This is a genomic window from Micromonospora sp. Llam0, from assembly GCF_003751085.1.
In the GTDB taxonomy this organism is placed as follows: domain Bacteria; phylum Actinomycetota; class Actinomycetes; order Mycobacteriales; family Micromonosporaceae; genus Micromonospora_E.
In genome coordinates this window covers 2,753,517-2,775,951 of the sequence record NZ_RJJY01000001.1, presented here as the reverse complement: position 1 = coordinate 2,775,951, position 22,435 = coordinate 2,753,517, and the positions used below count along the sequence as shown (strand labels likewise).

Sequence of the window (22,435 nt, the reverse complement as noted above, 5' to 3'; positions counted from 1 at the left end):
CTTCGTAGTGGGGCTGAGCTGCACGTTTGTGGCCTATCGGCTGGTGTCCGAGGCTGGAGTTGATCTCCAACTCCATGATCGTTCTTCGCGAGGAACTGGTGCTCACGTAGCGAGAACGCATTGCAGGGTGTGGCCTTCGGGCCCTCAGCGGTGGGAGGAGGTGACTGTGGAGCTGAGTGTCTGCGTGCCCGATGATGTCGCCGTCTACCTGTGGAGTCAGGGCACGGGTCCGCCGCTGTCGGCGCAGCAGCGGAAGTGAGTGCCGTCCCGGTGGGCTGACGAGGTGCGCGGCGGCTGCGGTCAGGTCGGCCGGTTTCGTAGCCTGGCCGCGCCTGCTCGGGTTGCTGCCCAGTCAGTCGCTGGCGTCCGGTCCAGGGCGTGGGTGAGCCAGGTCATGCGCTCGCGGTGCTCGTTGCGCAGCGCGACCAGGTCCAGTTCGACGCCGGGCGGTGAACCGCGTCCCTCAAGCTCACTGACCCGTTTGTCCATGGCGGCCATCAGTTGGTGATCCAGGTCGCGCACCGCGTCGGTGAGCTGCTGAGTGCAGAAAGCCGTACGTCCGCGTGCTGGGCCGGTGAAGATGATGTCGTCGTTCGGGTCGGGTCGCTGGTTCCACCAGTCGATTGTCACTGTGTCGTCGGTGCTGATGGTGCGCCAGCAGCGAACATTCGGGGCGTTACGCAGGTAGCCGAAGTCCAGGTAGTGGTCGCCGTACCACTCCTCGGCCGTGGTATCTGCATCGGACTCGTTGTCTCGGGTGGTCCAGGTCGTGGCATCCGCTTCGATGAAGGGCAGCAGGTCGGCGGGCACCGGTTCCAGAATGGTAGGGAGTAGCTGCAGCAGGTCTTCCCAGAGCCGTGCGATGTAGTAGTCGGCGTACGGTGGATCGTCGTGGCCGTCGGCTTGCCGGCGGCGTACCGTCTCGGCGGAGTAGCGCAGCAGCTGGTGTCCGGTGAGGTCGAGCCAGTACCAGCCTTCGGTGAGTCCGAACCAGTGGAGCGTCTGTTTGTCCCGACCCCAGGGGTGTACCTGGTCCAGCGGGCGGAGCTGGAACTGGAAGCGGATTGCCGGTGGTGTCCGGCGTACCGGGCGGTGGTCAGTCACGAGGTTCGCCGCTGGTGCGTTCGTCGGTGGTGGGGCTGAAGCGTTGGGCGAACGCCGTGTGGACCGGTGTTCCTGGCAGGTTGTCGTGGATGGCGAAGACGACGTGGTCGAAGTGAGCGACCGCGTTCAAGGCGTGGGTGAACGCGTCGGCTACGGTCGCGGGGTCGTTGCGGAACAGCCCACACCCCCATGCGCCGAGCACGAGGCCGCGATGCCCGTGCGCGGCGGCGACCTCGAGGATCCGCCGTGCCCGCCGGGCGAGTACGGCTGGCACGTCGGCGGCGTGTTCGGGCTGGGTGCGTACGATCGCGCCGAGGTTCGGCGCGGCCGCGGTCAGCAGCGAGGTGGTGTACGGCTGGTCGAGCAGGTTGCCGTTGTCGTCGCGGAACACCGGCACGTCGGGGGAGTAGACGACCCGGTCGCTGTAGCGCAGGTCCCGTTGAGCGCGGTGGAAGGCGTAGAAGTCGGGTGCGGCCCGCAGACATGCGTACAGGGCTGAGGAGCGGGCGATGCTCTCCTCCTGCGCCTGTGCGCCGCTGAGGAACCCGCCGCCGGGGTTCTTGGCCGAGGCGAACACCAGAGCCGCCGCTCCGGGGCCGAGACGGCGTGCCGCGAGCAGCGTCGACTCGTCCGTCACCTCCACCGTGCGGGCACCCGCTTGGCGGTGCGCGAGAGTGATTCTCTCATCGGGCAGGTGGTGCCGGGTCCCGGAGACTGCGGCGCGGACCGCGTCAGCGATGACGACCTCGTCACCGATGTCGTTGCGGTAGCGGCCCGACTCCGTGATCGTCACCGTGTGTCGCGCGATCTCTCGAAGACGGCCGCTCACGGATCCACCGGGCCGGCGAGGTTAGCGAGCAGCGACACGCCAAGGAACCTACGCAGCGCCGTGGTGGCGGGCAACCCGATTGCAGTTGGGGCGCGACCGATGGCTTGTCGAGACGGCGGAGGAACACCACTCGAGGCGGTGAACCTCACTCGGGTCGGAGCCGGTAGGCGTGCCGCACCGAGGCGCGTAGGCGCAGATGCCCTTGCCGGGTCACGGTCTCGCGGGCACCTGTCCGGGAGGTGACCATGATCGTGCCGGCCACGATGGTCAAGGCTTGTTACCACGTATCACGTTCTGCTCTCTTGCGCAGGCGACCGCAGCCGCGCTACCGGAAGCCCAGGGTGCTCCGGAGCAGTTGCTTCGGCCGAAGCTGCCGCGTCGGTCAGCTATGTGGCCATGACCGCGATCGTCATCGCGTTCGCGGTGGCCGGGCTGGATCCGCTCACCACCCTCACCTCGACGCTGACCGGCTTCGGCGCGGTCGGCCTGCTCAGCCTGGTCACCGTCACGCCGGCGGCCGTGTTCGTGTTCTTATGGTGGCGCGGCGAGTTCGGCTGGGTCCGTACCGGAGCACCGGCCCTGGCCACGCTGGCGCTCGGCACCGCCACCATCCTGGCGCTGGTCGACTACGAGGCGCTCACCGGCACCACGTCCACGGTCATCAACAGCCTGCCGTGGCTGCACGTACTCATCGTCGTCGGGGCGGTGGTGGCGGCCCTCCAGGCGCGTACCCGACGCCCCGAGGTATACGCCCGGATGGGTCAGACGCTCGTCGACCGACCGGTCCGGTCACCAGACCGCGACGTTTCTCCGACCATGACCACGGCGGGAAGGTGGCTTATGAACATCATCGGATACAGCGATCGTCTCAGCTACCGGCCGGGCCAGACGGTGCACGCGCGGTTCAGCACCACCGCTGAGACCTTCACGGCACGATTGGTGCGGATCGTAAACGGCGATCCGCACCCGTTGGGGCCGGGCGTCGACATTCGGGACGTTCCCTCCGCCCTGGATGGGCGGGCGTTCACCGGCCGGGTCCAGCCGATCCGGGCCGGCTCCTGCGTCGAGATCGACCAGTCCCCGCTCGACGGCGAAGACCTGAGCCTGAGCTTCTGGGCCAGGCCGACGCTGCTGCCGTGCCCACACCCGCAGACCCTGGTGGCCATCACCCATGACGGCGCGACGGTCATCGATCTCACGCTGGCCGAGGACGGCCGGTGGGTGTTGGGCGACGACGTGTCCAGCGAAGCCGCCGACCCCCAGCGCTGGTATCGGGCGACGCTGGCGATAGGTGGGGACGGAACGGCCCGGGTGGTCATCTCGTCGCCACAGCTGCGGGATGTCGAACTGCGCGCCGAGGTCGGACGGGTCGACGCTGCCGGACTGGTCTTCGCGGCCCGTCCGGACGGCGACTGGTTCACCGGTTTCTTCAACGGCCGAATCGAGTCGCCGGTGCTGGACGGCCTGGCGGAGTGGGACTTCGGGCCGACGAGCACGCCCCGGCGGATCGGCAACCGGCTCGGCGCGTCGTTCGCCGGGCGCAGCCACAACTTTCCGCTGCGTGCCTGCCTGGGGCACGCCGGTGCGGGAGACGACATGGATCCCCGGCTGGCGCCGCAGGCCTACGACACCATTCATTTCCACGACGACGACCTCGACGACGCCCGCTGGCAGGACGACCTGACCCTGACCCTGCCCGCGGACCTGCCCAGCGGCGTGTACGGCGTCGCGGTGGTCGCGGCCGACGGCACCGAGGACACGTTGCCGTTCGCGGTCACACCCCTCCGTCCGACCGCGCCCCTGCTCCTCGTGCTGCCCACGTTCAGCTATCTCGCGTACAGCTGCGAACACGTGATGGCCGACCCGGGCGCCCGCGACTACCTCACCGGCGTCGGCGTGCTGGACGTACCCGAGTTCGGTGGCAACAAGCACGACGCGTACCTCCTGAACACGGGGTTACGCAGCCTCTACGACGTGCACACCGACCGCACCGGCGTCTGCTTCGCGTCGTCCCGCAAGCCGCTGCCGAACGTGCGGCACGACCACCGCTGGGCAGCCGTCGCGGGCGGCGACACCTCGGCCCACCAGTTCAGCGCCGACCTGCACATCGTTGCCTGGCTGACCCAGCAGGGGTACGAGTTCGACGTGGTGACCGACGAGGAGGTGCACCAGGGCGGAGCCGACCTGCTCTCGGCCTACCGGGTGGTGCTGACCGGCAGCCACCCCGAGTACCCGACGACCGCGATGCTGCGCGCCTATCACGCCTACCTCGACCAGGGGGGCCGGTTGATGTACCTGGGCGGCAACGGCTTCTACTGGGTGACCTCCATCGATCCCGAGCAGGGGCACACCATCGAGATCCGGCGCACTGCGGGGATCCGGGCGTGGCAGCCCGAACCCGGAGAGTGGCACCATCTGACCACCGGGGAACTGGGCGGCCTGTGGCGCACCCGCGGGATCCCGCCGCAGCGGCTGGTGGGCGTCGGGATGGCGTCCCAGGGCTTCGACATCAACCGCCCGTACGACGTCGTCGTCGACGTCGCGGATCCGCGCTGGTCGTTCGTTTTCGAGGGGGCCGAGCTGCCCGGCGGGCAGTTGGGTGCCTTTGCCTCGATGGTCAATGGTGCCGGCGCGGCGGGAGTCGAGATCGACCGGGCCGATCCCGCCCTCGGCACCTCGCACGACGCCGTCATCCTCGCCACCGCTACCGGGTTCAGCCGCTCGTACGGCCTCGATCCGATCGAGGTGACGCTGCCGGACGGCTGCTACGACGGGACGACAAGCGACAAGGTCCGCGCGGACCTGGTGCTGGAGCCGAAACCCCGCCAGGGTGCGGTCTTCTCCACCGCCAGCATCGCCTGGTCCGGCTCGCTGCTGGTGGACGGCGGCGGAAACGACGTCTCGCGGGTGACCAGGAATGTACTTCAGCATTTCCTGACCCAGGATCGGCTTCCCTTCAACCGAGGGTGAACCGGACCGGTCCGGTGGGTGGTCCAGATGCTTTGACCGGGTACCGGGCCGGGCCGACGATCGAGCGGCGGCACGGTGGACGTGCCCGTGGAAGTGGGAGGGCACCGTGACGCAGGCGGAGCGACTGTTGATCGCCGGGGAGTGGGTTCCGGCGGCATCGGGGCGGACCAGCACGACGTACGACCCGGCGACCGGAACCGAGCTGGCCGGCTTCGCCGAGGCCAGTGCCGCCGACGTGGATGCCGCGGTCGCCGCCGCGCGGGCCGCGTTCGAGGACCCGGCGTGGCGGGACCTGACCCCGGACGCCCGCGGACGGCTGCTCTGGAAGGTCGCCGACCTGATCGAGCGGGACGCCGCCGAGCTGGCCGAGCTGGAGACTCACGACCAGGGCCAGCCGATCGCGATGTCCAGCGGCGTCAACGTAGTGCTGGCCGCCCAGGTGTTCCGGTACTACGCGGGCTGGGCCACCAAGATCGAGGGCAAGTTGTCGTCGGTCTCGGTCCCGCACACCCTGCACTACACCCGCCGCGAGCCGCTCGGCGTAGTCGGCCTGATCACCCCGTGGAACTTCCCGTTCGCGATCGCCGCGTGGAAGCTCGCCCCCGCTCTGGCGACCGGAAACACGGTCGTCCTGAAGCCGGCCGAGCAGACACCACTGAGCACGCTGCGGCTCGGCGGACTATGCCTGGAGGCCGGGATCCCGGCCGGTGTGGTCAACGTGCTGACCGGCGGCCCCGAGGCGGGCAAGGCGCTGGTCGCGCACCGGGGCGTCGCCAAGATCTCGTTCACCGGCTCGACCGAGGTCGGTCAGCAGATCGCCGCCGCTGCCGCCGCCGACCTCAAGCGGGTCGGCCTGGAGCTGGGCGGGAAGGCACCGAGCATCATCACCCGCGACGCCGACATCGACGCCGCGGTCACCGGCAACCTCCAGGGCGCACTGTTCAACACCGGGCAGGCGTGCGGGGCCTACACCCGCTTCTACGTCGACGCCAAGCGGGCCGCGGAGTTCACCGAGAAGATCGCAGCCGCCGCGCAGACCCTCAAGATCGGGCCCGGTATCGAGCCGGACACCGTGCTCGGCCCACTGGTCTCCCAGGAGCAGCTGGACCGGGTGACCGGCTACGTCGACGGCGGCGTGGCCCAGGGCGCCCAGCTGGTCACCGGCGGCACCCGGGCCACCGGGCGGGGCCTGGACGACGGCTACTTCTTCAGCCCGACCGTGTTCGCCGGTGTCCGCGACGACATGACGATCGCCCGGGAGGAGATCTTCGGACCGGTCCTGTCGATCTTCAGCTACGAGGACGAGGACGAGGTCGTGGCCCGAGCCAACGACACCGACTACGGCTTGGCCGCGGTGCTCTGGACCCACGACCTGACCGCCGCGCACCGGCTCGCCGCGCGGATCCACGCCGGTACGGTCTTCGTCAACCAGTTGCCGCTGATCGATCCGGGCGCACCCTGGGGCGGGTTCGGTCTGTCCGGCTGGGGCCGCGAGATGGGCACCTTCGCGCTCGACGAGTTCACCGAGACCAAGGGCGTATGGGTCAACCTGGCCCGATGACCCGGGTCGCGGACCGGCCGGAAACCCTGATCGACCTCCTGGCCCGGTGCGAACCCGATCGGGTCGTGGCCCGCTTCGGGGACCGGGACGTACCCGCGGGCGCGCTGACGGCGGAAAGTGAACGCATCGCTCGCCTGCTCGCCTCGGCGCGGCTCGGTCTGCGCCCGGGCGATCCGGTCGTCACCTGTCTGCGCCCGGGACCGACGCTGGTGCACGTGCTGGCCGGCGTGGCGCGGGCCGGGCTGGTGGAGGTGCCGCTGGCCGAGGGGACACCGCCGGGCGCGTGGCGTGCCGCCGGGGCCCGGATGGCCGTGCTGGGAACCGCCGCCTTGGCCGCCGATCCCGGGTTGGCCAGGGTCGCCCCGGTGATCCGTACCGTGGACGACGGCGGCGGCCCCGGTGACCTCGACGAGCTACCGGCGGGGCCGTTGCGCCGGCTGCCCGGCCCAGGGGATCCGGCGGTGGTGTTGAGCACCTCGGGCACGACCGGACGGCCGAAAGGCGTGATCCTGCCGCACTTCGCCGGGGTGCGGCACGCGCGGCGGGTCAGCGACTCGATGGCCTACGGCCCGGACGACGTGCTCTACAACGCGTTCCCCTGGAACCACGTCAACATCCGGCACACCGGGCTGTTCGCGGCGCTGGTCAGCGGTGCGCGGCTACTAGCGGTGCCCCGTTTCTCCGCCTCCGCGTTCTGGACGCTGTGCCGGGAGCAGCAGGTCACCGCGTTCAACTTCATGGGCGCGGTCGCGGCGATCCTGCTGCGTGCGCCGGTCGATCCGCAGGATCGGGACCATCGAGTGACTCGGGCGTACGGCGGACCGGCACCACAGTGGCTGGCCGAGCGGTTCCGGGACCGCTTCGGGGTGGAGCTGATCGAGGCGTACGCCTGCACCGAACTCGGCGATGTCGCGTCCAATCGGGTCGGCGACGTGGTGCCGGGCACCGCCGGACACCCCCTGCCCGAGTACGACCTTCAGCTGCGCGACGCCACGGGGGCGTCTGTGCCTTCCGGTGCGACCGGAAGGATCACGGTGCGTGCGCGGCACCCGCACATCAGTACGCTCGGCTACCGCGGTGCGCCGGACCCGGTCCCGGAGTGGATCGCCACCGGCGACCTCGGCCGGCTCGGCCCGGACGGACGGTTGACCTTCTGCGGCCGGCACGACGACGTGGTGCGTCGCCGCGGCGAGAACCTCTCGGCCTGGGACGTCGAGGCGGTCGTCGCCGCGATGCCCGGCGTCGGCGAGGCGGCGGCGGTCGGGGTCGATTCCGAGTTCACCGAGCAGGACCTGCTGGTCGCGGTCGTCCCGGCCGATCCCAGGGTCACCGCGCAGGACGTGCACGCGTGGTGCCGCGAGCGGCTGCCCCGGTATGCCTGGCCGCGTTACGTCGCAGTCCTTGACGAACTGCCGCGCAACGCCTCCAGCAAGGTCAGCAAGCCCGCCCTGCGAGCCCCGGCCGTGCTGTCGGTGGCGACCGACCTCGAACACCTCAGACGCAACGCTGGAGAGGAACTTTCGTGCGAGTTCTTGACCTGACCGACGAACTCGGCGCGGCGGCGATCCGTGCCCTGATGGGTCTCGGCGCCGACGTGGTCCGCGTCCCGGCCGGTCCGCCCGGCAGCCGGGCCTACGAGCTGCACTGGTACGCGGGCACCAGGACAGTGGCCGACGTCGACCTCGACTCGTTGGCGGCCGAGGTGGACGTCGTGGTGGAGAGTGGGCCGCGGCACAAGCTGCGCGGGCTTACGCCGGACGGCGTCTCGCGCTGGCCGGATCTCGTGTACGTGGTGGTCACGCCGTTCGGGCTGACCGGACCGCGCCGGGACTGGCTCGCCGACGACCTGATCGCCGCCTCTGCGGGTGGTATGACCTGGCTGGGCGGTCGCGCCGACGGGCCACCGAAACCACCGCCGCGTGAGTCAGCGCTGCAGCTCGCGGGTGTGCACGCGGCGATCGGCGCGTATCTGGGCCTGCTGGCCGGCGGCGGGCAGCTCATCGAGGTGTCGGCGCAGGAGGCCGTGGCCGCGACTCTGGAGACCGGCGCGATCTCGTGGATCCACGCCGGGGCGTTTCCGCGGCGAAGCGGCGGGATCTACGCGCACGTGGCGCACCGCGTCTTCCGGGCCGCCGACGGGCACGTCGGTGGTGGCTATTCGGGCAGCAACCGGATGTGGACGGACCTGTTGGCCTGGATGTCCGAGACCGGTGAGGCTGAGGACCTGACCGACGAGAAGTACGCCGAGCCGGTGTTCCGGTGGAACTCCCGCCCGCACGTGGACGCCGTGGTGGCCCGATTCGCTGCCCGACGTACCGCTGCCGAGCTGGGTGCGGAGGGCCGACGGCGGGCGCTGCCGTGGGCCGAGGTGAGCCGCGCCGACCGGCTGGCCGACAACCCGCAACTGCGGGACCGGGACTTCTTCATCGAGGTGGACGGCTACACCGACGTGGGCTACGCGGTCAGGCTGCCGGCAAGCCCGGCGGTCCGGCCCTGCGTTGGTGCGAACCGGATGCAGCCGCTGAGCGGGCTGCGGGTACTCGACCTGACCTGGGTGCTGGCCGGGCCGTACGCGACGCGCCAACTCGCCGAGCACGGCGCTGACGTGATCAAGGTGGAGTCGCGGCACCGACAGGACCCGACGCGGTTCCAGCCCTCGATGCGGCTGCGGCCGGACGCCGGTGTCGACGACGGCGGCTACTTCCTCAACTTCAACCGCGGCAAGCGCAGCATCGCGGTCAACATGCGCCTCGTTGAGGGGCAGGAAATCGTCCGGCGGCTCGCCGCCGAGTGCGATGTGATCATCGACAACTACAGCCCGGGGACGATGGCCCGCTGGGGGCTCGATCACGCGTCGCTGGCCCGTATAAACCCGGGGCTGGTCGCGGTGTCGATGTCCGGCGTCGGGCAGAGCGGGCCGTGGCGCAACGCGGTCACCTTCGCCGACACCCTGGCGGCCATGTCGGGGCTCACCCACGAGACCGCCGATCCGGGCGGCGACCCGCAGGGGCTCACGTTCGGGTTGGGGGACATGGTGGCCGCCAACGCGGCCGTGCTCGCGGTGGTGGCGATGCGGTCCGAAGGGCGGGGCGGCTTTGTGGATCTGTCGCAGCTGGAGGCGATGGCGTCGGCGATGGGGCCGGCGCTGCTCGAACAGCAGCTGGGCGCGCCGGAGATTGGTGCCACAGCGGAGCGGCCGAACCGTCACGCGGACCGGGCGCCGCACGGCGTCTATCCCGCGTGCGGCGAGGACCGGTGGATCGCCATCGCCGTCCTGGACGACGCTCAGTGGCGTACCCTCGCGGATCTTGTCGGTTTGGATCCCGAGCTCCGCCTGACCGAACGCAAGCGGCATGAGGACCACTTGGACGCCGCACTCGGGACCTGGACCCGTACCCGGGACGCGGCCGAAACCGCCGAGCTGTTGCAGCGTGCGGGTGTCGCCGCGGCCGTGGTCGCGACCGGCGAGGACCTCACCGAACACGATCGGCATCTTGCCGCACGCGGCTTCTACCCGGTGCTGCGTCATCCGCTCGCCGGCGAGGTCCGGCACGAGGGGACCGTGGTGCGGCTGTCGCGTACCCCGGCCCGAATCGACCGTCCAGCGCCGCTGCTGGGTGAGCACACCGCAGAAGTACTCGAAGAACTGCTCGGCGGCGTGACCGCCGGCCCGACCGTCCTGGAGTGAACATGCTGGCAGTGGCAATCGTCGATGGCATCGGAACCGTCGTGATCGACCGGCCACCGGCGAACGCGGTGAACCCGGCACTGATCGAGGAGTTCCTCACGGTGCTGCCGGGTCTCGCCGACGACCCGACGGTGCGCTGCATCGTGATCACTGGGACCGGGCGGTACTTCATTGCCGGCGCGGACATCGGCGTCATGCGTGACCTGTCGCTGGACAACCAGGTGCTGATGCGTCGTTGGATCGAGGTGCAGCGCCTGCTCGAACTCGCGCCGAAGCCGGTGATCGCGGCGATCAACGGGCACGCGCTCGGCGGGGGCGCGGAGCTGTCGCTGGCCTGCGACCTGCGGATGGCCGCAGCTTCGGCATCGGTCGGCTTCCCGGAGATGAAGCTCGGCCTGTTTCCGGGCGCGGGTGGCAGCCAGCGGCTGCCTCGGCTGCTCGGCACGCACCGGGCGAGGCTGATGATGATCGAGGGGCGGCGGTTGAGCGCGGCCGAGGCGCTGCAGATCGGCCTGATCGACGAGGTCGTCCCGGACATCGAGTTCGGGGCAGCGGTGGCCGACCGGGCGCGGACCATGGCCGAGCGTCCGACGGCAGCGATCGGGCTGCTCAAGCGGTCGATGGATGCCGGTGCCCCGCTCGGCCTGGACGCCGCCATGGATGTCGAGTGGGCGGCCGTGCAGCAGGTGATCGCCACCGAGGACGCGGCCGAGGGCCTTCAGTCCTTCCTGGACAAGCGCGTGCCGCGCTTCACAGGTCGCTGACGTACGGCGTGTCCACGCCGATGTCGCCGACCTTGCCGGCACCGCCGGGGGCACCGATCGGGGCGTTCCGGCCCGGCAGGGTGATCTGAAAGAAGTTCCGGGAGTCCTCGACGAAGAACGTCTTGAGCTCGTTCCCACGAGCCGAACGGTCTACGAAGATCGCGTCGACCGGGCACTCCGGTTCGCAGGCGCCGCAGTCGATGCACTCGGCCGCGTTGATGTAGCTCTTCCGGTCGCCGACGTAGATGCAGTCGACCGGGCACATATCCATGCAGGCGCGGTCGTTGACATCGACGCAGTCTTTACCGATCACGTACGGCACGGCAGTGCTCCTTGGGTTCTAGGCGGGGTCGGTGGAGTGACCCGGGAACAGCGACGCCTCGGGGTCGAGCTCGACGGCGGCGTTGTTCACCGCGGTGGCGACCTCGCCGAAGCCGACCGACATCAGCCGGACCTTGCCCGGGTAGTCGGTGACGTCGCCGGCCGCGTACACCGAGGTGAGGCTGGTGTGCATGCGCTGGTCCACCCGGATGGTGCGCCCGGAGAGATCGAGCCCCCAGGCGGCGAGCGGGCCGAGGTCGGAGACGAAGCCGAGCGCGGCGATCACGCTGGTCGCGGGGAGCACCTCGGTCCCGCCGAGCCGGACCTGCTCCACCCAGTCGCCGCCGAGCAACTCGGAGACCTCGCAGTTGATCCGGAACGCGACGCCGGCCCGCTCGGCCTCGACCACGCTCGCCGCGTGCGCCCGGAACCGGGCGCGGCGGTGCACCACCGTCACGCTGCGGGCCAGGGGCACCAGGGCGTTGGCCCAGTCGATGGCGCTGTCCCCGCCGCCGACGATGATCACGTCCCGGCCGGTGTGTGCGCTCAGGTCGGGCACGAAATACGAAAGGCCGCGGCCGAGGAACGCCTCACCGGCCGGCAGAGCCCGCGGGGTGAACGACCCGATGCCCGCAGTGAGCACCACCGCGCCGGTGTCCACCACGGTGCCGTCCGACAGGGTCAGCTGCGGACGCCCGGCCTCGTACGCCAACCCGACCGCCTGCCGTTCCAGCAGGTACCGGGTATCGAACGCGTCCGCCTGCACGGCGAGCCCGTCGACCAGGTGCCGGCCGGTGAGGCCGGGTAGCCCGGCCACGTCGCGTACCACCTTTTCCGGATACAGCGCCGCGATCTGCCCGCCGACCTGTGGCAACGCGTCGATCAGCACGGTGCTCAGACCGCGGAATCCGGCGCAGAAGGCGCCGTACAGGCCGGTCGGACCGGCCCCAACGATGGCCAGGTCGGCGTGGATGGTCATGCCGGAACGGTAGGAACTCGCGATCCCTGGGAGCGACGGTCGTGGACCGCTGGACGGACCGTGGACCGCTGAACGGAACGCGGTTCGGTGGACGAACTCGCCTGCTGGGACCGGCCGCCCGGTGATGGTGTGCTCGCGTCATCGACGAGGGAGGACCGATGGTCGCAGAACCCACACGTAGGCCGCCGGCGTGGCGCAACCGGCGCGGGCGGCTTCCCGGCCGGCAGGACTGGTCGAGCTGGCCGCACTACCAGGCTGCCGCCGCCGGCTTCCGCGGCTACTGGTACCCGGTGGCGTTCTCCTCGCAGATCACCGGCAAACCGACCGGCATCACGCTGCTCGGTGAACGGATCATGCTGATGCGCGACAGCGGCACCGTCTACGCGCTGAAGGACCGCTGCCCGCACCGAGGGGTCCCGCTCAGCTACGGCAACCAGCAGTTCCCCGGCACGGTCAGCTGCGTCTACCACGGCTGGACCTTCGATCTGCAGACCGGCGACCTGGCCGCGGCCATCACCGACGGGCCGGCCTCGCCGATCTGCGGCAAGGTCACCCAACCCACCTTCGAGACCGCGGAACGCCTCGGCCTGGTCTGGCTGTTCGTCGGTGACGGCGAGGAAGCCCAGCCGATCGACGAGCAGTTGCCCGAGGAGTTGGTGTCCAACGCGGGCGTGGTCGGCGTCCGCATCCAGTCGCGCGAAGGCAACTGGCGGTTCGCGGCCGAGAACGGTTACGACGAGGGACACGCCAAGTATCTGCACCGCACCGCGCTGTGGCGGCTGTTCAAGGCGATGCCGGTCTACAACGACACCCGGATCGTCCGGCGCGGCCGGTGGATCTACCGGGTGCAGGACCACCAGTACTGGGAAGCCGACTTCCCCGGCCTCGGCACCTGGACCGGCAAGGCCTGGTACAAGCTCAACCCGGCGTCGGCCGAGCCCGGCCGGGGCAACAGCAACATCGGCAACACCGGCGGGGCCGCGAAGATCAACGAGGTGATCGCGGCCCAGGAATTCCCCGGCTTCGCGTCCATCTCGATGCCGGGCGTGCTGCGCATCGTGTACCCCACGTTCATCCACTACGAGTTCTACGTCCCGGTCGACGCCGACCACCACCTGTATGTCGGCATGATGGTCAACTTCGGCAACGGCGTGGCCACGCTGCCGTTCTACGCGAAGTACCTGGGCGCGATCCGATGGCTGTTCCACGGCCAGTTCTCCGGTCAGGACAAGTGGATGGTCGAGGTGACCGACGCCCCGCCGGAGCGGCTCTACCGCCCGGACGAGTCGTTGCTGCAGTGGCGCAAGCTCGCCGAGGATGTCTCCGAGGAACGCGCCGCCCGGCTGAAGGAGCAGGGCCTCACGCCCGAGGACGGGCAGCCTGAGGTGACGCGCTGATGGCGCGCGTCGTACTCGGCGTCGGGGCGTCGCACTCGACGCTGATGAACACCCACTGGGACAGGGTCGCCGGGGTGGACCGCGCCGAACGGTTCCGGGCCGCCCTGGGCGAGGCCCGGGACCAGATCGCACAGGCGCGCCCGGACGTCGCGATCGTCATCGGGTCCAACCATTTCCGGGGCTTCTGGCTCGACCTGATCCCGTCGTTCACGCTCGGGGTGGACGTCGTGGAGGCGGCCGGTGAGTCCGGCACCCCGAAGGGGCCGCAGCGCACCGACCCGACGTTCGCCCAGGCGATCGCCGAGGACCTGGTCGAGCACGGCACCGAGGTGGCGATCTCGGTCAGGATGCAGATCGACCACGGGCAGAGCCACGCGGTGCAGTATCTGCTGCGCGACATCGACGTGCCCATCGTGCCGCTGGTGATCAACGTGTTCGCCGCGCCGCTGCCACGGGTCCGCCGCTGCGTCGAGCTGGGTGCGGGCATCGCCCGCGCGGTCGCCGCCGTGCCGGGCGACGCGCGGGTCGTGGTGATCGCCTCCGGCGGTCTGTCGCACCAACTGCCCTGGCCGAGCCGGTGGCAGGATCCGGAGAACGACGACGAGGAGTTTCTCGTCGAGGCGTGGCGCAACGGCCGGGGCGAGTGGGAGAAGTACGACAAGCGACGCCGGGAGATCATCGTGGCCGCGCGGCCTACCCTGTTCCCGGAGTTCGACGAGGAGTTCCTCGGCCGGCTCGATCGTGGCGAACTACGGCACTACGAGAACTGGAGCACCGCGCAGGTCGCCGCGGCGGCCGGCAACGGCGGCCAGGAGGTACGCACCTGGCTGACGATGGCCGCGGCCCTCGGTTTCGCGCCCGGCCGGACGCTGGCGTACAGCGCGATGCCGGAGTGGCTGACCGGAATGGGCGTCGCGGTGATCCGCCCATGACTGACCTGCTCGCCGAGATGCTGCGTCGGATCACCCCCGATCGGCTGCGGTCGGCGGCCGTGGCGGTCACCTCGATCCCCAGCCCCACCGGGCGGGAGGCTCCGCTGGCCGGCTGGTTGGCCGGGCAGATGCGAGCTGCGGGCATCGACGCGGTGGTGCAGCCGATCGACGTCGAACAGGCCAACGCGGCAGGCCGGGTGCGGGGCAACCGGACCGGTCCGGACCTCATGCTGTACGCGCCGATCGACACGCTCACCACCGGTGAGGCGGACGAGGACGTGCCGTGGATCGGGCCGGAGCTGCGGCCGGACATGCGGCCTGAGGGGTTCGTGCACGGCGACCTCGTCCAGGGGCTCGGCGCGGGCAATCCCAAGGGGCACGCGGCGTGCGTGCTGGTCACCGGGCAGGCGTACGCCGAGGCGCTGGCCGCCACCGGCACCGTGTCCGCCGGGGATCTGGTGCTGGCGTTCGGTGCCGGCGGCATGCCGACCAACGCGATCGGACCGGGCCGGGCCAACACCGGCCACGGCGTCGGCGTGTCGTTCCTGCTCGAACGCGGCTGGTACACCGATCACGCGATCATCGCCAAGCCGGGGGACTTCGTCGCCCACGACGAGGTCGGGCTCTGCTGGTTCGAGATCACCGTGCACGGCATCCACACGTACGTCGGTAGCCGGCACCGGTTGCCGTACGCCAATCCGATAGTCACCGCGGCCGAGCTGACCACCCGCCTGGAACGGTGGTTGGCCGACTTCCCGATCCGGCACCGCACCCGCACCGCAGCCCCGCAGGGTGTCATCGGCGCGGTCGCCGGCGGCTGGGAGCGAATGCTCGCGGTCACGCCCGCCGTCTGCCGCCTGCGTCTGGACCTTCGGGTCGCGCCGGGGCAGAAACCCTTGGCGGTACGCCGGGAGCTCGAGTCCTTTCTCGCCGAGGTGGCCGGGGAACTGGATGTCCGGATCGACTGCGAGTTGGTGAACCACATCCCCGCCTCGGCGACCGACCCGGACAGCTGGGTGATCACCGAGACGATCAGAGCGTGGGAGGCCGCCGCCGGCCGTCCGCACGTGCCGGTGCCGGAGAACAGCGGCGCCACCGACGCGAACATTCTGCGCGCCAGGGGAATCCCCACCGCGCGGGTCGGCATGCCGAAGGCACCGCTGCCCGGCATCGACTTCGCGCTCGGCATGAACACCGTCGAGGTGACCGAGATGCGCCGGTTGTGCGAAGTGCTGGCCCGTGTCGCGGTGGCCAACCTTCAGGAGGTCCGATGAGCCACGCTCCCGACGGCAGGTACGCCGACGGCTACCACTACCTCGACCTGGGTGCCGGGCTGGACACGGTGTTCCTGCACGGTGGCGGTCCGGGCTGCACTGGCTGGTCCGACTTCGGGCCAGTGGCCGAGATGTTCGCGGCCGAGCGGCGGGTGCTGATCCCGGACATCCTGCAGTACGGCCGCTCCGACAAGGTACGCATCATCGGGCCGATGTGGGACTTCCACGCGAAGCGTACGGTCGGCCTGCTGGACACCCTCGGCGTCGAGCGCGCCGACTTCGTCTGCAACTCGTGGGGCGGCACGATCGCGCTCAACCTCGCCGCCAGGTATCCGGAGCGGGTCCGTTCGCTGGTGGTGACCGGCAGCATGCCGGTCTTCTACGGCCCGCTGGCCCCGCTGCCGGAGAACGGCCGCCGGGGCCGTGCCGCGCGGGACGCCTACTACGGCGGCGAGGGGCCGACCCGGGACAAGATGCGGCAGCTGATCACCCGCCTGGAGTGGTACGACGGCGACCGGCTCCCCGAGGAGACCGTCGAACTGCGCTATCGGCAGAGCCTGGACCCGGGGGAGCGGGAGTTGGCCGCGATGTCCGACTCGCCGCGCGGCGACTGGCAGGACCTCACCGCCGAACTGGGCCTCATCCAGGCGCCCGTGCTGTTCATCTGGGGCCGCGAGGACGCGTTTCTCACCCCGGACTACCCGATGATGCTCGCTCGGATGGTTCCGCAGGGGAATCTGCACGTGATGGACCACGTGTCGCACCACCTGCAGGAGGAACAGCCCGAGCGCTACTACGCCGCCGTGTCCGCCTTCCTGGCCGACGCGGCCCGCCGCGACCGCGACCTGAAAGGCGAGTGACGTGAAGATCCTGCTCGGGCTCACCTGCGTGGGCCTGCTCGTGGTGCTGGCGAGTCGGCTGGCCCGCCGCAGCAACACCCAAGTCCACCGAATCAACCAGTCCTAGGAGAACCATGTCCATCTGGACCGACCTCTCGCCGCTGCCCCTCTCATTGTCATATGTGGACGCCGGTGGCGTGGCCACCCGTACACTGCGCGCCGGTGCCGGGCCCGCGGTGGTGTTCCTGCACGGCACCAGCGGGCACCTGGAGGCGTTCAGCCGCAACGTCGTCAGCCACGCCGAGCATTACGCGGTGCACGCGATCGACATGGTCGGTCACGGTTACACCGGCAAACCGTCGCATCCGTACGAGATCCCCGGCTACGTCGAGCATCTGATCGCCTACCTCGACGCGACGGGCATCGACAGGGCGCACATCATCGGGGAGTCGCTCGGTGGTTGGGTCGGTGCCAGAGCCGCGGTCGAACATCCGGAGCGGGTGGCGAGCCTCCAGTTGCTCTGCGCCGGCGGCACGGTCGCCAACCCCGAGGTGATGCATCGGATCGACAGCAGCACCCGGCAGGCGGTGGCCACCGACGACGTTGAGCTGACCCGCAAGCGGCTGCGGCTGCTGATGGCCGACCCGGCGAACGCCACCGAGGAACTGGTCGAGGTGCGGCACCGGATCTACCACGAGCCGGACTTCGTCGCGAACATCGACAACCTGCTCTCGTTGCAGAAGATGGAGATCCGGCTCCGCAACCTGCTGACGCCCGAGCAGATGGGCCGGATCACCCAACCCACCCTGATCGTCTGGGGGCGCAAGAACCCGTTCGGCGACGTGCCCGAGGCGCAGGCCATGCACGCCGCGATCGCCGGGTCGCAGCTGGAACTGTTCGACGACACCGGGCACTGGCCGCAGCACGAGCAGGCGGTCCGCTACAACCCGCTCAGCCTGGAGTTCCTCGCAAAGGCGGCGGGCCTCGCAAAGGCGGCGGGCTGATGCGCGCGCTGCGGTTCCACGGCTGGGGCACACCTCCGGTCCTCGACGACATCGACGAACCGGTCCGTGGCGACGGCCAGGTGCTGGTCCAGATCGAGGCTGCCGCGCTGGCGCATCTCGATCTCACGGTGGCGTCCGGGAGCTTCGGCATGAAGCCGACGCTGCCGTACACCGGCGGGGTGGAGGGCAGCGGTGTGGTGCTGGAGTCGGACGACCTGCCGTCGGGCACTCAGGTGATGCTGCGCGGGGCTGGCCTTGGACTGCTGCGCGGCGGCACCTGGCAGGAGCGGGTCAGTGTGTCACGCAAGGCGGTCACCGTGCTGGATCCCTGGCTGCCCGCAGAGGTGGCGGCCACCTTCTTCGTTCCCACCACGACCGCCGCCGTCGTGCTGCGGGACATCGCCCGGCTCGAGCCGGGGGAGAAGGTCGCCGTGGTCGGTGCGGCCGGTGCGGTGGGTGCCAGTGTGGTGCAACAGGCGCTGCTGGCCGGTGCCACGGTCACCGGTCTGGTCGGGCGCGCCGAGCAGCTCGCCGACGTGCCGGGCGGCGTTCTGCTCGGCGATGTCCCGGCTGGCTGGGCCGAGGAACGCCCGTTCGACCTGCTGGTCGACACGCTGGGCGGCACCGATCTGAGCGTGCGCACCGGTTGGGTACGGTCCGGCGGCAGGGCCGTGGTGATCGGCTACGTGGCCGGTACGCAGACCACGCTCGACTTGCCCAACTGGTTGCTCGCCGACGTGGCGCTGCTGCCGGTCAACATGATCCGGCATGAGCGGCGGGCCCGGGAACTCGGCCCGGAGATGATCCGACGGCTGGCCGCGGGCGAGCTGAGCGTGACGACCGAGACGGTGCCGGCGGAGGACGGTGCCGACGCGCTCGAGCGAATGGCCACCGGCCGGGTGCGCGGACGGGCCGTGCTGCGGTTTTGAGCGGTCCGGTCGGTGGACCTGTTCCGGTGACCGGACCGATCTGTTGATAGGCGGGCAGCGCTGAACGAGCCTCGGGTGATGGAGGCTCTACCCACCGCCACGGCCACCGGTTTCCTGTTCGAGAGCGAGTCCGCCGCTCCGGACAACAACAGTGTGCTGCGCAAGGTGCAGCGGATCCTGGAGGCCTTCGGCTTCGAGGACGAGACGCTCAGCCTTTCCGGCCTGGCCCGGCGCACCGGCCTGGCCAAGGCGTCGGTGTACCGGCTGAGCCAGGAGCTGGTGCACTGGGGACTGTTGGAGCGCAGCAACGGGGAGTACCGGCTCGGCATGCGGCTGTTCGAGATCGGGCAGCGGGTGCCGCGTCAGCGGATCCTGCGTGACCTGGCCCGGCCGCTGATGGTCGATCTGGTGCAGGCGACCAACGAGACCGTCCACCTGGCCGTGGTGGACGGTCTCGAGGTGCTCTACCTGGACAAGGTGAGCGGTCAGAACAGTCGGATCAGCAGCCCCTCGCGGGTCGCCGGCCGGATGCCGCTGCACTGCACCGCCACCGGCAAGGCGCTACTGGCGTTCGGCCCGCGCGCCCTGCTCGAGGAGGTGATGGCGGCGCCGCTGGCGCGGGTCACGCCGCGCACCACGGTGGCGCCGGGCCTGCTCGCCGGCGAACTGCGACGCGCCCGCGAGCTGGGTTACGCGGCCGAGTTCGAGCAGGCCCGGCTGGGTTACATGAGCGTGGCCATCCCGCTGGCCGGTGCCACCGGCACCACCGTCGCGGCCTTGGCGGTGACCGCGCCGACGGTGCGGGCCAAACCGGACCGGTTCGCCGGCCTGCTGAGCCTGGTGGGCCGCCGGATCACCAAACTGCTGAGCGCTCAGCAGATCTGAGTGCCCGCCGTCCAGTCCTCGATGATGTGCCCGGCGGTCCTCGCCGCGTACGCCTCGATCGACACCATCGGGTTCACCCCGGGCGCAGTCGGCAGCGCCGCCGCGTCGGCCACGTAGACGCCGCGGACGTCGTGCAACTGCCCCCGCCCGTCGACCACCGACGTGGCCGGATCGGTGCCGGTCGGGCAGGTGCCCGACTGGTGTGCCGACAGGGTCAACACCTCCGGACCGTCAAGTGCGCCGAGCACACCGAGGAACGCGTCGAAGTCCTCGCCTTCGCGCCAGCGCGGATCGCCGGGCAGGAACGTGAAGATCTCCCGGGCGCCCGCCGCGCGCAGCAGCCGGGCCAGCTCGATGTGGCAGCGCCGGACGATCGCCAGGTCGACCTCGTCGGCCAGCTCCCAGTGGATCAACGGCATGCCGTCTGGGCCCAGCTCGACCCGGCCTGAGCCGTGGTCGCGGGTGAAGCCCCACACCCCGGACACGTGCCGCAGCCGCAACTGCTCCCGCTTGTGCGAGGCACCGTCGTGCCACGGGGTCAGCGCGGTCCAGAAGCCCAGGCCCATCGGTGCCGCCTCGACCACGAAGCCGTGGTCGCCCTCGACGTGGTCGAACTCGTGGCTGACGCTGGTCAGGATCTGTCCGGCCCAGCCCCGCACGTCCTCGTCGAAGACGCCACTCATGAAGTACGACGGGTGCACGTGCAGGTTGTGGCCGACCGCCGGGCCGCCAATCGCCGAGGCGAGCAGCAGGGTCGGAGTGGCCAGGGCACCGGCCGCGACCACCACGATTGGGGCGTGCGCCACGATCTCCCGGCCGGCCACCACCGCGCGTACACCGACCGCGCGGCCGTCGGAGGTGAGGATCTCCCGCACGTCGCAGTCCGGCAGCAGACGGGTGCCGGTGTCGCTGGCGTCCTGCAGGAACGTCTTCATCGTCGACTGCTTGCATCCGGTCAGGCAGCCCGCGTTGCACTCGCCGCAGTAGCGGTCGTCGTTGTCGCGTGCGTTGCGGGCCAGCGTGGCGTACGCCAGTCCGGCCGCCTCGAACCCACGGATGAGGATCTGGTTGACCCGGTTGTGCACGGTGTTGGCCGGGGTGGCGTTGATCCGCTCCAGCACCGCGCGTACGTGCTCGTCGTAGGCGTCGAGACCGGTCATCCCGTATGCCCGCCACTCGTCGACGACGTAGCCCGGGGTGGGTAGGCAGGCCATCGAGTTGACCGTGGTGCCGCCGCCGACGGTGGAGCCGGCCAGTAGTCCCACCGAGGCGCTGGTCGACCAGAGGAAGCCGCCACCCAGGTAGAGGTTGGGGAAGGCCAGCGCCTCGAGCTGCGGCAGGTCCGGCTCGTTGCGGTACGAGCCCTTCTCCAGCACCAGGACGCGCAGCCCGGCCGCGCTGAGCCGGGCCGCCGCCACCCCGCCGCCCGCGCCCGAACCGACCACTATCGCGTCGGCGCTGAGGTCGTCGTCCGCTCCGATCGTACGGAGGGTCCTCGGAAACTCAGCCTCGGTCGGCACCGGCAGCAGCGGGCCGGGATAGCCGATCGCCGGCCAGGTCGGGTTCTTCGCCTCGGCGTCCGGCGCGGTGTAGAACATCGCCAGCGCGGTGCTCTGCAGGATGATCGCGCCCGGGTAGGTCTCCTGCTTCGCCAGGACGCCGCGCCAGGCTGCGGTGCGCTCAGCCGCACCGGCGTTCACGAAGTCGTCGCCCAGGGCGGTCAGTGTCGCCGCCACCGACTCGCGGACGTGTGGCGCGAAGCCGGGCAGCACAGCCGACAGGATCGTGTCGATGCCGGCGTCCGAGGCGCTCAGGCCGAGCAGCGTCGCAGCGTCGGCCGAATCGGCGGCGTTCGCCGCGACGCGGGGGAGCAGGGTGTCGCAGACGGCGCGCACGAGCGCCGGGTCGAAGGTGTTCACCACGTACCTCTTCTTAGAAACGCGAGCACGATCTCGGCCACCTCGGGTGCCTTCTGTTCCATCAGCGGGATGGTCCCGCCGTCGACGACCGCGACCTCGACGCGCGCGGCACCGGTGAGCTTGGCGCGCAGCCGTTCCACGTCGGGCAGCGCGAAGGGGTCGTCGGAGGCGCCGAGGAGCAGCGTCGGCGCCTCGATCCTGCCGATCCGGTCCTCCATCACGTACCGGGAACAGGCGAGGTGTCCCTCGGCCGGGTCGACACCGGGGGCGAGCGCGTCGCGGATGAACCGGTCGAGCAGGTCGGGCCGGTCGGCGGGGTAGTACGGCTGGCGGAGCGCCCACAGCGTGGTCAGATGTGTGCCGTCGACGGCGGTCTCGGCCTCGTCCACGCCGGGTCCGCCCGCGTGGGCCTCGCGGTATGCCGCGTCGGTCCAGGGCGCCGAGGACAGCACGAGCGCGGGCACCCGGTCCGGCGCGGAGGCGGCCATCTCGATGGCGACCGCGCCCCCGGTGTGGTGCCCGAGTACCACCGCCTGGTTCTCGCCGAGCGCGTCGAGCAGTGCGAACGCGCCCTCGGCGATGGCCTCGATGGTCTGTGGCGCGGGTAGCGGTGCGCTCAACCCGAAGCCACGCATGTCCATCGCGATCACCCGATGGCCGCCGGCGAGCAGCGGTTGCACCTCGCGGAACTCGTCGTAGGAGCGGGGCGTCTGGTGCAACAGCAGGACTGCGGGTCCCTCACCCAGCTCGGCGTAGTGCATCTGGCCGTGCGGCGTGCCCGCATAGCCGCGGGTCGGCACAGGGGTCATCGGGCGTCCTCCCAGGGTGGTCCGGGTCACGTGCTGCCACCACTTGACCGCTTCGGCGTCCGTCACGCCCGTCGAACGGTCCGTTCACCGAACCCGGTGTGACCAGTTCGTTCAGCGGACCGGGTTGCTACTTGCGGCAACCTCCCGGTGCCAGGGTGACGCCAATCCGGTAGCCGGCGGATGAACTCGCCGGCCCAGCCCCAGGGAGGTACGCGGATGAACGAAGGTGCG

At 70.6% G+C, this 22,435-nt stretch carries 19 protein-coding genes; 12 read left to right on the top strand and 7 right to left on the bottom strand.

Translation table 11 applies throughout. From position 1 onward, the window contains the following. Window positions 1-300: 300 nt before the first annotated feature. From EDC02_RS12255 to EDC02_RS42350, 3 genes are all read right to left on the bottom strand, one after another. Entirely contained in the window at window positions 301-1,104 is an 804-nt protein-coding gene (locus tag EDC02_RS12255) for a DUF5984 family protein (RefSeq protein ID WP_199757606.1), read from the bottom strand. Continuing rightward, window positions 1,097-1,933: a TIGR02452 family protein gene (locus tag EDC02_RS12250; protein WP_123601346.1), complete on the bottom strand. Its 837-nt coding sequence runs from the start codon at window positions 1,931-1,933 to the stop codon at window positions 1,097-1,099. Before EDC02_RS12250 ends, EDC02_RS12255 begins: the two co-directional genes overlap by 8 nt. A gap of 145 nt (window positions 1,934-2,078) precedes the next feature. Continuing rightward, window positions 2,079-2,204: a hypothetical protein gene (locus EDC02_RS42350; protein WP_255500210.1), complete on the bottom strand. Its 126-nt coding sequence runs from the start codon at window positions 2,202-2,204 to the stop codon at window positions 2,079-2,081. Window positions 2,205-2,329: 125 nt separating this feature from the next. On the opposite strand from EDC02_RS42350, the gene EDC02_RS12245 reads away from it, so the two are divergent. The 5 genes from EDC02_RS12245 (at window position 2,330) to EDC02_RS12225 (ending at window position 10,916) form a co-directional block, all read left to right on the top strand. Then, entirely contained in the window at window positions 2,330-4,903 is a 2,574-nt protein-coding gene (locus EDC02_RS12245) for a N,N-dimethylformamidase beta subunit family domain-containing protein (protein WP_123602051.1), read from the top strand. A 106-nt stretch (window positions 4,904-5,009) separates the two neighbouring features. After that, entirely contained in the window at window positions 5,010-6,464 is a 1,455-nt protein-coding gene (locus EDC02_RS12240; protein WP_123602050.1) for an aldehyde dehydrogenase, read from the top strand. After that, the gene (locus EDC02_RS12235; protein WP_158632169.1) at window positions 6,461-8,005 is read left to right on the top strand and encodes an AMP-binding protein; all 1,545 of its coding nucleotides are present in this window, start codon (window positions 6,461-6,463) and stop codon (window positions 8,003-8,005) included. The genes EDC02_RS12240 and EDC02_RS12235 overlap by 4 nt, the downstream gene beginning before the upstream one ends. Further along, window positions 7,987-10,152 carry a CoA transferase gene (locus EDC02_RS12230; RefSeq protein ID WP_123602048.1) on the top strand — a complete coding sequence of 722 codons (2,166 nt, stop codon included), beginning with the start codon at window positions 7,987-7,989 and terminating at the stop codon, window positions 10,150-10,152. The genes EDC02_RS12235 and EDC02_RS12230 overlap by 19 nt, the downstream gene beginning before the upstream one ends. Window positions 10,153-10,163: 11 nt before the next feature. Next, window positions 10,164-10,916 carry an enoyl-CoA hydratase/isomerase family protein gene (locus tag EDC02_RS12225; RefSeq protein WP_199757605.1) on the top strand — a complete coding sequence of 251 codons (753 nt, stop codon included), beginning with the start codon at window positions 10,164-10,166 and terminating at the stop codon, window positions 10,914-10,916. On the opposite strand, the gene EDC02_RS12220 is transcribed toward EDC02_RS12225, so the two are convergent. Then, the gene (locus EDC02_RS12220) at window positions 10,903-11,238 is read right to left on the bottom strand and encodes a ferredoxin family protein (protein WP_123602046.1); all 336 of its coding nucleotides are present in this window, start codon (window positions 11,236-11,238) and stop codon (window positions 10,903-10,905) included. The two genes, EDC02_RS12225 and EDC02_RS12220, sit on opposite strands and share 14 nt — an antisense overlap. An 18-nt stretch (window positions 11,239-11,256) precedes the next feature. After that, window positions 11,257-12,216 (bottom strand): NAD(P)/FAD-dependent oxidoreductase, encoded by a 960-nt coding sequence (locus EDC02_RS12215; protein WP_123602045.1) that lies wholly within the window; start codon window positions 12,214-12,216, stop codon window positions 11,257-11,259. A 158-nt stretch (window positions 12,217-12,374) separates the two neighbouring features. On the opposite strand from EDC02_RS12215, the gene EDC02_RS12210 reads away from it, so the two are divergent. The 7 genes from EDC02_RS12210 to EDC02_RS12180 all read left to right on the top strand — a co-directional run bounded on the left by EDC02_RS12210 (window position 12,375) and on the right by EDC02_RS12180 (window position 19,476). After that, complete coding sequence (locus EDC02_RS12210; protein ID WP_123602044.1) at window positions 12,375-13,613, top strand: Rieske 2Fe-2S domain-containing protein; 1,239 nt, start codon at window positions 12,375-12,377, stop codon at window positions 13,611-13,613. Next, window positions 13,613-14,545, top strand: coding sequence for a catechol 1,2-dioxygenase (locus EDC02_RS12205; RefSeq protein WP_123602043.1), 933 nt, complete (start codon window positions 13,613-13,615; stop codon window positions 14,543-14,545). The genes EDC02_RS12210 and EDC02_RS12205 overlap by 1 nt, the downstream gene beginning before the upstream one ends. Then, complete coding sequence (locus tag EDC02_RS12200; RefSeq protein ID WP_123602042.1) at window positions 14,542-15,819, top strand: M20 family metallopeptidase; 1,278 nt, start codon at window positions 14,542-14,544, stop codon at window positions 15,817-15,819. The genes EDC02_RS12205 and EDC02_RS12200 overlap by 4 nt, the downstream gene beginning before the upstream one ends. Beyond that, on the top strand, window positions 15,816-16,679 hold the full coding sequence (locus EDC02_RS12195; RefSeq protein ID WP_123602041.1) for an alpha/beta fold hydrolase: 864 nt from the start codon (window positions 15,816-15,818) through the stop codon (window positions 16,677-16,679). Before EDC02_RS12200 ends, EDC02_RS12195 begins: the two co-directional genes overlap by 4 nt. Window positions 16,680-16,792: 113 nt before the next feature. Then, window positions 16,793-17,662 (top strand): alpha/beta fold hydrolase, encoded by an 870-nt coding sequence (locus EDC02_RS12190; protein ID WP_123602040.1) that lies wholly within the window; start codon window positions 16,793-16,795, stop codon window positions 17,660-17,662. Beyond that, window positions 17,662-18,591, top strand: a complete 930-nt coding sequence (locus EDC02_RS12185) for a zinc-binding dehydrogenase (protein ID WP_123602039.1) — start codon at window positions 17,662-17,664, stop codon at window positions 18,589-18,591. Before EDC02_RS12190 ends, EDC02_RS12185 begins: the two co-directional genes overlap by 1 nt. 78 nt (window positions 18,592-18,669) lie before the next feature. Continuing rightward, on the top strand, window positions 18,670-19,476 hold the full coding sequence (locus tag EDC02_RS12180; RefSeq protein WP_123602038.1) for an IclR family transcriptional regulator: 807 nt from the start codon (window positions 18,670-18,672) through the stop codon (window positions 19,474-19,476). Here EDC02_RS12180 and EDC02_RS12175 read toward each other — a convergent pair. Continuing rightward, on the bottom strand, window positions 19,464-21,395 hold the full coding sequence (locus EDC02_RS12175) for a GMC family oxidoreductase N-terminal domain-containing protein (RefSeq protein ID WP_158632168.1): 1,932 nt from the start codon (window positions 21,393-21,395) through the stop codon (window positions 19,464-19,466). The genes EDC02_RS12180 and EDC02_RS12175 overlap by 13 nt on opposite strands. Further along, on the bottom strand, window positions 21,392-22,204 hold the full coding sequence (locus EDC02_RS12170) for an alpha/beta fold hydrolase (protein WP_199757604.1): 813 nt from the start codon (window positions 22,202-22,204) through the stop codon (window positions 21,392-21,394). Before EDC02_RS12170 ends, EDC02_RS12175 begins: the two co-directional genes overlap by 4 nt. Between the last annotated feature and the right edge of the window lie 231 nt (window positions 22,205-22,435).

Bases quoted from the DNA above. Each gene is read 5' to 3' on its own strand.
- EDC02_RS12245 (WP_123602051.1), top strand. From the start codon at position 2,330: ATGACCGCGATCGTCATCGCGTTCGCGGTGGCCGGGCTGGATCCGCTC.
- EDC02_RS12235 (WP_158632169.1), top strand. From the start codon at position 6,461: ATGACCCGGGTCGCGGACCGGCCGGAAACCCTGATCGACCTCCTGGCC.
- EDC02_RS12215 (WP_123602045.1), bottom strand. From the start codon at position 12,216: ATGACCATCCACGCCGACCTGGCCATCGTTGGGGCCGGTCCGACCGGC.
- EDC02_RS12210 (WP_123602044.1), top strand. From the start codon at position 12,375: ATGGTCGCAGAACCCACACGTAGGCCGCCGGCGTGGCGCAACCGGCGC.
- EDC02_RS12205 (WP_123602043.1), top strand. From the start codon at position 13,613: ATGGCGCGCGTCGTACTCGGCGTCGGGGCGTCGCACTCGACGCTGATG.
- EDC02_RS12200 (WP_123602042.1), top strand. From the start codon at position 14,542: ATGACTGACCTGCTCGCCGAGATGCTGCGTCGGATCACCCCCGATCGG.
- EDC02_RS12195 (WP_123602041.1), top strand. From the start codon at position 15,816: ATGAGCCACGCTCCCGACGGCAGGTACGCCGACGGCTACCACTACCTC.
- EDC02_RS12190 (WP_123602040.1), top strand. From the start codon at position 16,793: ATGTCCATCTGGACCGACCTCTCGCCGCTGCCCCTCTCATTGTCATAT.
- EDC02_RS12185 (WP_123602039.1), top strand. From the start codon at position 17,662: ATGCGCGCGCTGCGGTTCCACGGCTGGGGCACACCTCCGGTCCTCGAC.
- EDC02_RS12180 (WP_123602038.1), top strand. From the start codon at position 18,670: ATGGAGGCTCTACCCACCGCCACGGCCACCGGTTTCCTGTTCGAGAGC.
- EDC02_RS12170 (WP_199757604.1), bottom strand. From the start codon at position 22,204: ATGACCCCTGTGCCGACCCGCGGCTATGCGGGCACGCCGCACGGCCAG.